Below are 12,868 nucleotides of genomic sequence, written 5' to 3'. Positions count from 1 at the left end.
AACGATCAAGGGCGCGATTTCCTTCCCGCTCACCGGAGTTCGACGCGATTCCGGCCCGGCCTCGCCGAAGGACGCCTGAAACCGCAGGTCAACGCCTCTGTCAGTGGCGGCCGCTAGCGTCGCCGGCATGGAATTCCGTATCGACAGCGCCGTGTTGACCGATGCCGTGGCCTGGGCCGCGCGCGTCCTGCCGACCCGCTCCCCCATGCCCGTCCTCGGCGGTCTGCTCCTGGAGGCGGCGGACGGCAGCCTGCGCGTCTCGGGCCTCGACCACGAGGCCTCGGCCCGCGTCGAGGTCGAGGCCGACACCGCCGTCGACGGCCGGGCGCTGGTCCTCGGCCGGCGTCTGCTCGACATCTGCAAGGTGCTTCCCCGGGGTGCCACCGAGCTCGCCGTGGAGGGCGCCCGCCTCTCGGTGACCTCGGGCGACGCCCGCTTCGGCCTCTCCCTGCTGCCGCTCGACGACTATCCCGCCGCGCCCGCGCTGCCCGAGGTGCGCGGGCTCGTGGACGGGGACGCCTTCGCCGCGGCGGTCAGCCAGGTCGCCGTCGCCGCGGGCCGCGACGACTCGCTGCCCGTCCTGACCGGGATACGGCTCGCCCTGGACGGCACCACCATGACGCTGGCCGCCACCGACCGCTACCGGTACGCGGTCCGCACCCTGGAGTGGAAGCCCGAGGACGGCGCCCCCGCGGAGGGCGCCGACGTGGTCGTCCCGGCCCGCCGGCTCACCGAGATCGCCCGCTCCCTCGCCGGCACGGGCCCGGCCCGCCTCGCCCTCGACGCCGGCTCCCTCGGCTTCGAGAGCGCCGGCACCCGCACCACCACCCGACTGCTCGACGGCCGCCTCCCCCGCCACGACAAGCTCTTCGCCCTCGGCGAGCACGCCCTCGCGGTCACCGGGCGGGCCCCGCTGACCGAGGCCGTCAAGCGGGTCGCGGTCGTCGCCGAGGGCGACAGCCCGGTCCAGCTGGCCTTCTCCCCCACCGCCCTCCACCTCCAGGCGGGCTACGAGGACGACGTGGCCTCCCAGCGCCTCCCCGCCACCCTCACGGACGCGGAGTCCCTGACCGTCGCCTTCAACCCCGGCTACCTCCTGGACGCCCTGGGCTCCCTGGACGCCCCCGAGGTCCACTTCCACCTCCTGGGCCCGGGCCAGCGCGCCCTCCTCACCGACGGCCCCGACGGCACCCACCGCCACCTCCTGATGTCGGTGAAGCCGCTGGTCTGACCGGTCCACCCGTCCGGAGGCCCCTAGAACCCTCCGCCGCCGTCGAAACCGCCACCGCCGTCGAAGCCTCCGCCACCGTCGAAGCCGCCGCCGAAGTCGCCCGATCCGAAGTCGCCGGAGCCGAAGTCGCCGCCCTGGAAGCCCCCGAAGTCGCCGCCGCCGTACTCGGAGGCGTACGCCGGGGTGGAGAGCATGGAGCCGAGGGCGGTGCCCACGAGGAGGCCGGGGAGCATGCCGCCGCCGAAGTAGCCGCCGGCCCAGGGGCCGTAGGCGGGGCCCGCCTCCCAGTAGGGGCGGCGGCCCATGTCGGTGTCGACGGTGCGGGCCGCGGGGTCGAGGCCGTCGTCGAGGCGGGCCGCGTCGGCGGCGCAGACCGGGACCTGGCGGGGGGCGCCGCCGGGCGGGGTCCAGGTGCGGTCGTCGGTCGCGGGGCCGTGGCGGGGGTCGAAGAAGCACGGGGGCCGGCGCTCGGGGAGCGGGCGGGACTCGCGGCGGGCGGCCAGGACGGCGAGGGAGAAGCGGCCGTCCTCCAGGGCCTGGGTGACCCCGCGGACCTCGTGCGGGCGGGTCACCGAGCCCATGAGGGACTTGGCCCGGTCGTAGGAGTCGAGGGCGCGCTCGTAGTCGCCGCGCATGGCGTCGTCGGCGCCGCGCTCGGCGGGGTGGAAGTCGAGGCGTTCGAGTTCCTCGCCGAAGGCGGTGATGTCCTCGTCGACGACGACCCGCAGCCGGTCGAGGGCGGCGCGCTCCTCGGCCTCCTTGCGGAGCCGGTTGCGGCGGACGACGGCGTAGGCGCCCGCGCCGCCCGCGACGACGACACCGCCGAGGACGACGAGCCCGGCGACCGGGACCCCGGAGTCGGTGCCGACGGTGCCCCAGGAGGCCGGGGCGGAGCCGCGCATCGCGGGCAGGGCCTGGTCGACGAAGTTGTTCAGCTCGGTGGCGGCGTCGGCGCCCGGCGCGCGTACGGAGGTGACGAGGTTGTCCACGGCGGCCGGGGACATCACCGACCGGTCGACGCCCGCGTCGAAGCGGTTTCCGAGGCGCACGGCGTACAGGCCGGCGATGCCGGTCTGGCCGCGCAGGTTGTCGATGAGGCCCTTGGGCGGGAACTGCGCGTTCGCGGGGAGCACCGCCACGAAGAGCGGCTTGTCCGCGTCCTTGATCTTCTGCGCGAGGGCCTTCGCGTCGGCCGTGGAGAGCTGGCCGGCGGCGCCGGGGTCGACGTACACCGGGCCCTGTTTCAGGGCGGCGGCCGCGTCGGACACGCCCGTGGCCCTGGCGCCCGCGAAGGGCGCCAGGACCAGCAGCAGGAGCATGATCAGCCCGCCGAGGGCCGACCCCGTGGACATCGCCCTGGTCCTCATGGTTCGACGCTACCCGAACCGGACCAAAGCGAACATATGAGGCTATTCGGCGGGGTCGATCCCCGCGCGGAGGAGGCCGTACGTGAAGGCGTCCTCCAGGGCCTGCCAGGACGCGGCGATGACGTTCTCGCCGACGCCGACCGTGGACCACTCGCCGTTGCCGTCGCTGGTGGTGATCAGGACGCGGGTCGTGGACTCGGTGCCGTGGCGGCCCTCCAGGATGCGGACCTTGTAGTCGACCAGCTCGAACTTGGCGAGCTGCGGGTAGATCCGCTCCAGGCCGACCCGGATCGCCTTGTCGAGGGCGTTGACCGGGCCGTTGCCCTCGGCCGTGGCGACGATCCGCTCGCCCTTGGCCCAGAGCTTGACCGTGGCCTCGTTGGCGTGGATGCCGTCGGGCCGGTCCTCGACGATCGCACGCCAGGACTCCGTACGGAAGTAGCGGCGGGCCCGGCCCTCGGCCTCCTCGCGGAGCAGCAGCTCGAAGGAGGCGTCGGCGGCCTCGTACGTGTAGCCCTTGAGCTCGCGCTCCTTGACCCGCTCGACGACGCGGCCGACGAGCTCGCGGTCGCCGCCCAGGTCGACGCCGAGCTCCTTGCCCTTGAGCTCGATGGAGGCGCGGCCCGCCATGTCGGAGACGAGCATCCGCATGGTGTTGCCGACCCGCTCGGGGTCGATGTGCTGGTAGAGGTCGGGGTCCACCTTGATCGCGGAGGCGTGCAGTCCGGCCTTGTGGGCGAAGGCGGAGACGCCGACGTACGGCTGGTGGGTGGAGGGGGTGAGGTTGACGACCTCGGCGATGGCGTGCGAGATCCGGGTCATCTCGGCGAGCGCGCCCTCGGGGAGGACCTGCTTGCCGTACTTGAGCTCCAGGGCCGCGACGACGGGGAAGAGGTTGGCGTTGCCGACCCGCTCGCCGTAGCCGTTGGCGGTGCACTGCACGTGGGTGGCGCCCGCGTCGACGGCGGCGAGGGTGTTGGCGACGGCGCAGCCGGTGTCGTCCTGGGCGTGGATGCCGAGGCGGGCGCCGGTGTCGGCGATGACGGTGGCGACGACGGCCTGGATCTGGGCGGGCAGCATGCCGCCGTTGGTGTCGCAGAGGACGACGACGTCGGCGCCGGCCTCGTACGCGGCACTGACGACGGCCTTGGCGTAGTCCGGGTTCGCCTTGTAGCCGTCGAAGAAGTGCTCGCAGTCGACGAAGACGCGGCGGCCCTGGGAGACCAGGTAGGAGACGGTGTCGCGGACCATCTCCAGGTTCTCGTCGAGGGTGGTGCGCAGGGCGAGCTCGACGTGCCGGTCGTGCGACTTGGCGACCAGGGTGATCACCGGAGCGCCGGAGTCGAGGAGCGCCTTGACCTGCGGGTCCTCGGCGGCCTTGCCGCCGGCCCTGCGGGTGGCGCCGAAGGCGACGAGCTGCGCGTTCTTGAACGCGATCTCCTGCCGGGCGCGGGCGAAGAACTCCGTGTCGCGCGGGTTGGCGCCGGGCCAGCCGCCCTCGATGAAGCCCACGCCGAACTCGTCGAGGTGCCGGGCGATGGTCAGCTTGTCCGCGACGGTGAGGTTGATGCCTTCACGCTGCGCCCCGTCGCGCAGGGTCGTGTCGAAGACATGGAAGCTGTCGTCGAGGCGCGAGCCCTCGGCGTTCTCCGTGGTCATGGCTGTGATGGCTCCTGTCGGATGTGGCTCCGGAAGGTATGGATCCACTTGCCCCCATTCTCACGCGTCGTCCGCTTCCGGCGTGGGTGGGGCCGGAAAACGAAAAAACCCCTCGCGGGTGCGAGAGGTCTGCGCGCGGGTCTGGGGCACGGTGTCCACTGCCGCGGGGGTCGTTCCGCGATTCAGTGGCCACTGCGGACCGGCGCGCTGCTGCCGATAATCATCGTGGTAGCAAGCACGCCGGAAGTCTGACACAGGTCCGGTTTCAGCGGGACGGCGGTCTCACGATACGGGCAGTTGATCTCGCTTCCGGTCGGACACGGCGGTGCCGACGCGGCCCAGGTCGATGTCGCGGGTCTCCCGCATCGTGAGGTAGACGACCAGGGAGACGGCCGCGCAGCCCGCCACGTACCAGGAGAAGCCCGACTCGATGCCGGCGTCCTTGAACCAGAGCGCCACGTACTCGGCGGTGCCGCCGAAGAGGGCGTTGGCGATCGCGTACGGCAGGGCAACGCCGAGGGCGCGGACGCCGGTCGGGAACAGCTCGGCCTTCACACACGCGTTGATGGAGGTGTAGCCGGTGACGACGACGAGCGCGAGGAGGGAGAGGCCGAGGGCCGGCCAGAAGGACCCGGCGTGCCCCAGCATCGCCAGGATCGGGACGGTGAGGAGGGTGGAGCCGACCGCGAAGGTGATGAGCAGCGGGCGGCGGCCGATCCGGTCGGAGAGGCGGCCGGCGAGCGGCTGCAGGCAGGCGAAGACGATCAGGGCGCAGAAGGAGACCAGGGTGGCGGTCCGCTTGGGCAGTCCGGCGGAGTTGGACAGGTACTTGGTGAGGTAGGTGGTGTACGTGTAGTACGCCACGGTCCCGCCCATGGTGAGCGCGACGACGAGGAAGGCCTCCCGCTTGTGCGCCCACAGGGCCTTGAGGGTGCCGCGATCGGCCTGGGCGGCGCCGGCCTCCTCGTACACCTCGGTCTCCAGCATGGTGCGGCGCAGGTAGAAGACGACGGCCGCGCCGAGGGCGCCGACGACGAAGGGGATGCGCCAGCCCCAGGCGTGCAGGGCCCCGTCGGACAGGGTGTGCTGGAGGCCGAGCAGCAGGCCGAGGCCGAGGACCTGGCCGGCGGTCATCGACACGTACTGGAAGCTGGAGGCGAAGCCGCGGTGCTCCGGCGCGGAGGCCTCGGTGAGGTAGGTGGCGCTGGCCGCGTACTCGCCGCCGACGGAGAGGCCCTGGAGGAGGCGGGCGAGGAGGAGGACGACGGCGCCGCCGTACCCGGCGACGGAGTACGTCGGCGCGACGGCGATCAGCACGGCGGAGGCGGACATCAGCGTCACGGTGAGGGTGAGCGCCGCCTTGCGGCCCCTGCGGTCGCCGACCCGGCCGAGGAGCCAGCCGCCGACGGGGCGCATGAAGAAGCCGACGGCGAAGATGCCGGCGGTGTTCATGAGCTTGGCGGTGTCGTCGCCCTCGGGGAAGAAGGCCCCCGCGAAGTAGGTGGCGAAGCTCGCGTACACGAACCAGTCGAACCACTCGACCATGTTGCCCGCGGAGCCGACCCAGATCTTCTTCCAGTGCTCTCGTCCCATGGGCAGGAACCGTGCCGGAGATCACGCGGGGGCAACAAGGGTGCAACGCGCAACGATCGGGAGTACTTGCGTGCGTTACGGTCGCGAGATCAGCGTTTCGGCGATGAACTCCCGCACATGGGCGAGGACTTGCTCTCGTCCCGTGCCCGGGATGCCGACGGCGACGTGCACGCTGAAGCCGTCGAGCAGGGCCCGCATCCGGGTGGCGAAGCGGTCCGGGTCGACGGCCCGGAACTCCCCGCGCGAGACCCCCTCGGCGAGGATCGCGACCAGGTCCCGGTGCCAGGCCCCCTCGATGGCGGCCTGCCGGGCGCGGGCGTCGTCGTCGGCGTTCTGCGACCGGTTCCAGACCTCCAGCCAGAGCGTCCAGTGCGGGTCACGGGGCCCGTCGGGCACGTACACGTCGACGTACCCGTCGAGCCGCTCGCGCGCGCTTCCCGGCCTGGACAGCAGCGCGCTGCGCTCGGCCCCGAGCCGCCCCTCGCTCCACTCCAGGGTCTGCAGCAGCAGCTCGTCCTTGGTGCGGAAGTAGTAGAGGAGGTGCCCACTGCTCATCCCCACCTGCCGCCCGAGCCCGGCCATGGTCAGCCCGTCGAGCCCGCGCTCGGCGATCGTGTCCATGGCCGCGGCGAGCACGTCCTCCCGGGGCGGGGCTGCCTGGTTGCGGCGGCGGGGGTGGGGCGCCGGGTTGCTACTCGTACTCACCCGTATGTTCTACCTCACCCCCTGTCCCGCTCAGACCTTCGGCTGCTGCTGCGTGATGCAGTGGATGCCGCCGCCGCCCGCGAAGATCGGGCGGGCGTCGACCAGGACCACGTGGCGCTCGGGGAAGAGCCGGCGGAAGATCTCGGCCGCGACCTCGTCGTTCGGGTCGTCGAAGCCGCACAGCACCACGCCGCCGTTGCACAGGTAGTGGTTGATGTACGAGTAGTCGACCCAGTCGCCCTCCTCGTCCTTCAGGACGGTGGGTGCCGGGACCTCTATGACCTCCAGCGGGCGGCCCTTCGCGTCGGTCTGGCCGCGCAGGATCTCCACGTACATCTTCGAGCGCACGTAGTCCGGGTGGGCCGGGTCCTGCTGGCTGTGGACGAGGACCGTGCCGGGGCGGGCGAAGGCGGCGACGATGTCGACGTGGCCCTGGGTGCCGTACAGGCCGTAGTCGCCGGCGAGGCCGTGCGGGAGCCAGATCGCCTTGGTCGTGCCGAGCTTGGCGTGGATCTCCTGCTCGACCTGCTCGCGCGTCCACTCGGGGTTGCGGCCGGCGCCGAGCTGGACGGTGTCGGTGAGGAGGACGGTGCCCTCGCCGTCGACGTGGATCGCGCCGCCCTCGTTGACGAGGGGAGAGGGGAGGACCTTCACCCCCGCCACGTCCGCCACATGGCGGGCGATCTTGGAGTCGTGCTCCCAGCGGGCCCAGTCCTGGGCGCCCCAGCCGTTGAACACCCAGTCCACGGCGGCGAGTTCGGTGCCGTTCGTGACGAAGGTCGGGCCGATGTCCCGCATCCAGGCGTCGTCGAGCTCGCGCTCGACCAGGTCGATCTCCGGGCCGAGGAGCGCGGCGGCCGAGTCGGCGTCGCCGGGGGCGACGACCACCGTCACCGGCTCGAAGCGGCGGACGGCGCGGGCCACCGAGGCCCAGGCCTCGCGGGCCTCGGAGAGCTCCTCCTCGTTGGTGAAGGTGGGGTTGGGGCTGGGCCAGGCCATCCAGGTGCGCTCGTGCGGCATCCATTCGGCGGGCATGCGGAAGGTCATCGATGAGTCCTAGAGGAAGTAGAGGCGGTTGAGGGAGACGGACTCGGCCGCCTCGGAGCGGATCGGGGAGCCGTCGAGCGAGACGAGGCCCGTCCGGCCGTCGACCTGCACGTCGCCGACGCGGGAGTTGAACCGCAGGTCGGCGGGGCCGATGCCACGGGTGCCGCGCACGGCCACCCGGCGGCGGCGGGTCGGCATCGCGTCGGAGCCGAGGTCGACGGCGGCCTGCGCGACGAAGGCGACGGAGATGTCGGCCGGGGTCGCTCCGTGGGCGCCGAACAGCGGCCCGAGGACGAGCGGTTGGCAGGTGTCGGTGGCGGCGTTCGGATCGCCCACGACCCCCCACGCGGGGAAGCCGTTCTTGATGACCATCTGCGGCTTGGCGCCGAAGTACTCCGGCCGCCAGAGCACGATGTCGGCCATCTTCCCGACCTCGATCGAACCGATCTCGTGGGCGAGGCCGTGGGCGATCGCCGGGTTGATGGTGAGCTTGGCCATGTAGCGCAGCACGCGCGCGTTGTCGTCGTGCGCGCCGTCGCCCTCCAGGGGGCCCAGCTCGGCCTTCATCTTCCCGGCCATGGCGAAGGTCCGGCGTACGGTCTCGCCGGCCCTTCCCATCCCCTGCGCGTCGGAGGAGGTGATCCCGATCGCGCCGAGGTCGTGCAGGACGTCCTCCGCACCCATCGTCCCGGCCCGGATCCGGTCGCGCGCCATGGCGGCGTCGCCCGGGAGGTCGGTCTTCAGGTCGTGGACGGAGACGATCATCCCGTAGTGCTCGGCGACCGCGTCGCGGCCGAAGGGCAGGGTGGGGTTGGTGGAGGAGCCGATGACGTTCGGCACGCCCGCCATCTTCAGGACGTTGGGGACGTGTCCGCCGCCGCAGCCCTCGATGTGGAAGGCGTGGATCGTACGGCCCTCCAGGACCGCGAGGGTGTCCTCGACCGACAGGCACTCGTTCAGGCCGTCCGAGTGGAGGGCGACCTGGACGTCGTGCTCCTCGGCGACCCGCAGAGCGGTGTCGAGGGCGCGGGTGTGGGCGCCCATGTCCTCGTGGACCTTGAAGCCCGAGGCACCGCCCTCGGCCAGGGCCTCGACGAGCGGCGCCGGGTCCGAGGAGGAGCCGCGGGCCAGGAAGCCGATGTTGACCGGCCAGGCGTCGAAGGCGCTGAAGGCGTGCTTGAGGGCCCACGGCGAGTTGACGCCGACGCCCCAGACGGGGCCGAACTCCTGGCCGATGATCGTGGTGACGCCGCTCGCGAGCGAGGCCTCCATGATCCGGGGGGACAGCAGGTGGACGTGGGTGTCGACGGCGCCGGCGGTGGCGATGAGGCCCTCGCCGGAGACGATCGAGGTACCGGTGCCGACGACGACGTCGACGCCGTCGAGGGTGTCGGGGTTGCCGGCCCGGCCGATCGCGTGGATGCGGCCCTCGCGGATGCCGATGGACACCTTGCGGATGCCCTGCACGGCGTCGATCACCAGGACGTTGCTGATGACGACGTCGCAGGTCTCGCGGACGGCCGCGGCCTTGAGGTGGAGGCCGTCGCGGGCGGTCTTGCCGAAGCCGGCGAGGAACTCGTCGCCGGGCTTCTGGGAGTCCGACTCGACGCGGACGACGAGTCCGGAGTCGCCCAGGACGACCCGGTCGCCGGCGCGCGGGCCGTGCACGGATGCGTACTCGTACGGGTCCATCAGTCGTCCTCCTCGTCGGACTTGTCGGACGGAACTCCCAGGTAGCCGCAGGCCGCGGCGCGCCGCAGGGCCTCGGCCTTCGCGCCGGGCGCGTCCAGCGGGCCGTCGACCAGGCCCGCGAAGCCGATGGCGACGCGGGCGCCGCCGATCGGCACGAGCCCGACCTCGGCCTCGCCGCCCGGGTCGAAGCGGAAGGAGGCTCCGGCCGGGATGGCGAGCCGCATGCCGTAGGCGGCGGCCCGGTCGAAGTCGAGGCGCGGGTTGGCCTCGAAGAAGTGGAAGTGGGAGGTGACGCTCACGGGGACCGTCGCCGTGTTGTGGACGCGTACGACGAGCGCCGGCTCGATCTCCTCGTACGCGGGGCCGGGGAGCAGTGCGCCCGGTGCCCCGGCGCCCAGGCCGCCCCCGCCGATCGGGGCGGAGACGACCGCGAGCCGCGAGCCGTCGTCGAAGACGGCTTCGACGTGGATCTCGGTGACCACGTCGGCGACGCCGGGCAGGACGTCGTCGGGGCCGAGGACGGAGCGGGCCGCCTCGATCGCCTCGGCGAGTCGCTTGCCGTCGCGAGCCGCCTCGCAGACGGTGTCCGCGATGAGCGCGGTCGCCTCGGGCACATTGAGCCGCAGGCCCCGGGCCCGGCGGGCCCTGGCGAGCTCGGCGGCACCGAAGAGAAGCAGCCGGTCGCGTTCCGTGGGGGTCAGTCTCACGCCCCAAACACCTCCTGCAATTGCGACACGTTTGAGCGACACTCTAAATGTTGAGACGTCCGCTTCCAAGCATTGACGTCGCCGACAGGCGTAGGTCACATTGAGCGCCGCTCTAAAAGTCCCCCACCCGCCCCCGAGGGAGTCCTCATGCCGATAGAACAGCGCGGAGTCGACACCATCCCCGAGGCCGAACGCACCAGCGGCCCCCGCGACCTCGTCTCGATCCTGCTCGGATCCAACCTCTGTCTGGGGGTGATCGTCTTCGGCTGGCTGCCGGTCTCCTTCGGGCTCGGCTTCTGGGCCTCGGTGACCTCCGTGATCACCGGCACCCTCGTCGGCGTCGCGGTCACCGCCCCGCTCGCGCTCGTGTCCCTCCGTACCGCGACCAACCTCTCCACCTCCTCCGGCGCCTTCTTCGGCGTCCGGGGCCGGCTCGTCGGCTCCGTGGTCGGGCTGCTGCTCTCGCTCGGCTACACCGCGCTGACCCTCTGGATCGGCGGCGACGTGATGGTGGGCACACTCGCCCGCCTGATCGGCCTGCCGACCGGCGGCGCGGCCCACGCCACCGTCTACGCGGTCCTGGCCGCCTGCACCGTGGTGGGCGCGGTGTACGGCTACCGGCTGCTGCTCAAGCTGAGCAAGGCGCTCGCGATCGGCATGACGGTGCTCCTCGCCATCGGCCTGTGCGCGTACGCCGGGGACTTCACGACGGCGGCGGTGCCGGACACCCCGTACCTGCTCGGCTCCTTCTGGCCGACCTGGCTGCTCTCCGCCGTCGCGGCGGGCCTCAGCGGACCGGTGGCCTTCATCACCCTGCTCGGCGACTACACCCGGTACGTCTCCCCCGAGCGGTACAGCGCGAAGACCGTGTGGCGGGCCACCTGCCTGGGCCTGAGCGTGGGCCTGCTCGTCCCGCAGCTCTTCGGCACCTTCACCGCCCTGGCCGCGCGCGGCGGCCTGGACTACGCGGGCCCGCTCGTCGCGGCGTCGCCCGTCTGGTACCTCGTACCGCTGCTCATCGCCGCCAGCGCCGGCTCCGTCGGCAACGCCGGTCTGATGCTGTACTCGATGGGGCTCGACCTCGACGCGATCCTGCCGAAGGCCACGCGCGCGCGTGCCACCCTCGTGGTCGCGGCGGTCTCCACGGCCTTCGTCTTCGCCGGGCACTTCGCCTCGGACGCCCAGACGGCCATGACCTCGTTCGTGCTGCTGCTCACCGCGATCGGCACCCCGTGGGCGGTGATCACCCTGATCGGGCACGCGCGCTGCGGCGGCGTGTACGACCCGGAGGCGCTCCAGGTCTTCAACAACCGCTCGCGCGGCGGGATCTACTGGTACGCGGCGGGCTGGCACCCGCGCGCCACCGTCTCCTGGGCTGTCGGCGCGGCGGTCGGCCTGGCCGCGGTGTCGACGCCCCTCTACGAGGGGCCGCTGCTCGCACTCACGGGCGGGATCGACTGCAGCTTCGTGTTCTCGGGGATCGTGGGCGGCGCGCTGTACGCCGTCCTGACGCCGAACAGGGCCCCCGAGACCGTGAAGACGGCCCCGGAAGCCCTGGCGGCGACGGAGTAGTTACTGCTTGCCGAGTTCGTGCATCCAGCCGTGGACGTCCTCGGACTTCCCGGTCTGGATGGCGAGCAGCGCCTCGCGCAGCTTCATCGTGACCTCGCCGGGCTCGCCGCCCGACTGCTGCCACTCGCCCCGGGCGGACTTGACCGTGCCGACCGGGGTGATGACGGCGGCGGTGCCGCAGGCGAAGACCTCGGTGAGGGTGCCGTTCGCGCTGTCGGCCTGCCACTGGTCGATGGAGACGCGACCCTCCTCGGGCTCGTAGCCGAGGTCCTTGGCGAGCTGCAGGAGCGAGTCGCGGGTGATGCCCTCCAGGATGGAGCCGGTGAGGGTCGGCGTGACGATCTTGTTCCCGTACACGAAGTACAGGTTCATGCCGCCGAGTTCCTCGACCCACTTGTGCTCGACCGCGTCGAGGTAGCAGACCTGGTCGCAGCCCTTGGCCGCCGCCTCGGCCTGCGCGAGCAGGGAGGCCGCGTAGTTGCCGCCGGTCTTGGCGTCGCCCATGCCGCCGGGGACGGCGCGGACGCGGTCCTCCGAGGCCCAGATGGAGACGGGCTTCACGCCGCCGGGGAAGTACGGGCCGGCCGGGGAGGCGATGACCACGAAGAGGTACTCGTTGGCCGGGCGGACGCCGAGGCCGACCTCGGTCGCGATCATGAACGGACGCAGGTAGAGCGAGGACTCGCCGCCGTGCGCCGGAACCCAGGCCTCGTCGTGCCGGACGAGGACGTCGCAGGCCTCGACGAAGGTCTCGACGGGCAGCTCGGGCATGCCGAGGCGGTGCGCGGAGCGCTGGAAACGGCGGCCGTTGGCGTCGGGACGGAAGGTGGCGACGGAGCCGTCGGGGCGGCGGTAGGCCTTCAGGCCCTCGAAGATCTCCTGCGCGTAGTGCAGGACGTTCGTGGCGGGGTCCAGGGAGAGCGGACCGTACGGCACGAGCTGGGCGTCGTGCCAGCCGCGGCCCTCGGTCCACCGGATGGTGACCATGTGGTCGGTGAAGTGGCGGCCGAATCCCGGGTTGGCCAGGATCGCCTCGCGCTCCGCGGCGGACAGCGGGCTGGAGGAGGGCTTGAGCTCGATGGTGGGCGTCGTCATGAGTGCGTGTCCTTCACCGGTTGTGATGGGGAGGACCGCGCGCGCACGTCGCCGTCGGGGACGGCTGTCCCCGACGAGGCGGCGTCGGGCATGCCCGTATGCCGCGGCCCCACGTTCGATTATCGCCCGTGGGGGCCGGTGCGGAAAACGGGTGAACGCGGTCCGGAGTTCGGGGGGAACGCCCGGGGCCGCGCAGAGGA

The 12,868-nt window shown here is 72.3% G+C and carries 10 protein-coding genes; 2 read left to right on the top strand and 8 right to left on the bottom strand.

Going from position 1 to position 12,868, the window contains the following annotated elements:
* Positions 1-127 precede the first annotated feature (127 nt).
* Complete coding sequence (gene dnaN / locus SVTN_RS26800; protein WP_041134281.1) at positions 128-1,231, top strand: DNA polymerase III subunit beta; 1,104 nt, start codon at positions 128-130, stop codon at positions 1,229-1,231.
* A 23-nt stretch (positions 1,232-1,254) separates the two neighbouring features.
* On the opposite strand, the gene SVTN_RS26795 is transcribed toward dnaN, so the two are convergent.
* The 7 genes from SVTN_RS26795 to ureA all read right to left on the bottom strand — a co-directional run bounded on the left by SVTN_RS26795 (position 1,255) and on the right by ureA (position 10,001).
* Entirely contained in the window at positions 1,255-2,598 is a 1,344-nt protein-coding gene (locus SVTN_RS26795) for a hypothetical protein (RefSeq protein WP_041131404.1), read from the bottom strand.
* 42 nt (positions 2,599-2,640) lie between these two features.
* Complete coding sequence (cimA, locus tag SVTN_RS26790; protein ID WP_041131403.1) at positions 2,641-4,257, bottom strand: citramalate synthase; 1,617 nt, start codon at positions 4,255-4,257, stop codon at positions 2,641-2,643.
* Positions 4,258-4,539: 282 nt separating this feature from the next.
* Positions 4,540-5,850 carry an MFS transporter gene (locus SVTN_RS26785; protein ID WP_041131402.1) on the bottom strand — a complete coding sequence of 437 codons (1,311 nt, stop codon included), beginning with the start codon at positions 5,848-5,850 and terminating at the stop codon, positions 4,540-4,542.
* A 75-nt stretch (positions 5,851-5,925) separates the two neighbouring features.
* Positions 5,926-6,471, bottom strand: coding sequence for a TetR/AcrR family transcriptional regulator (locus SVTN_RS26780; protein ID WP_245727958.1), 546 nt, complete (start codon positions 6,469-6,471; stop codon positions 5,926-5,928).
* A 114-nt stretch (positions 6,472-6,585) separates the two neighbouring features.
* Positions 6,586-7,602, bottom strand: a complete 1,017-nt coding sequence (locus tag SVTN_RS26775; protein ID WP_041131400.1) for an agmatine deiminase family protein — start codon at positions 7,600-7,602, stop codon at positions 6,586-6,588.
* Positions 7,603-7,611: 9 nt separating this feature from the next.
* Positions 7,612-9,294, bottom strand: coding sequence for an urease subunit alpha (locus tag SVTN_RS26770; RefSeq protein ID WP_041131399.1), 1,683 nt, complete (start codon positions 9,292-9,294; stop codon positions 7,612-7,614).
* Entirely contained in the window at positions 9,294-10,001 is a 708-nt protein-coding gene (gene ureA / locus SVTN_RS26765) for an urease subunit gamma (protein ID WP_041131398.1), read from the bottom strand. Before ureA ends, SVTN_RS26770 begins: the two co-directional genes overlap by 1 nt.
* Before the next feature lie 147 nt (positions 10,002-10,148).
* Here ureA and SVTN_RS26760 point away from each other — a divergent pair, with 147 nt between their 5' ends.
* Entirely contained in the window at positions 10,149-11,573 is a 1,425-nt protein-coding gene (locus SVTN_RS26760; protein ID WP_041131397.1) for a cytosine permease, read from the top strand.
* Here SVTN_RS26760 and SVTN_RS26755 read toward each other — a convergent pair whose 3' ends face one another.
* Entirely contained in the window at positions 11,574-12,668 is a 1,095-nt protein-coding gene (locus tag SVTN_RS26755; protein ID WP_041131396.1) for a branched-chain amino acid aminotransferase, read from the bottom strand. It lies immediately after the preceding gene.
* Between the last annotated feature and the right edge of the window lie 200 nt (positions 12,669-12,868).

The sequence above is a fragment of the Streptomyces vietnamensis genome (assembly GCF_000830005.1).
GTDB lineage: Bacteria > Actinomycetota > Actinomycetes > Streptomycetales > Streptomycetaceae > Streptomyces > Streptomyces vietnamensis.
This window is presented reverse-complemented; position numbering and strand designations above follow the sequence as displayed.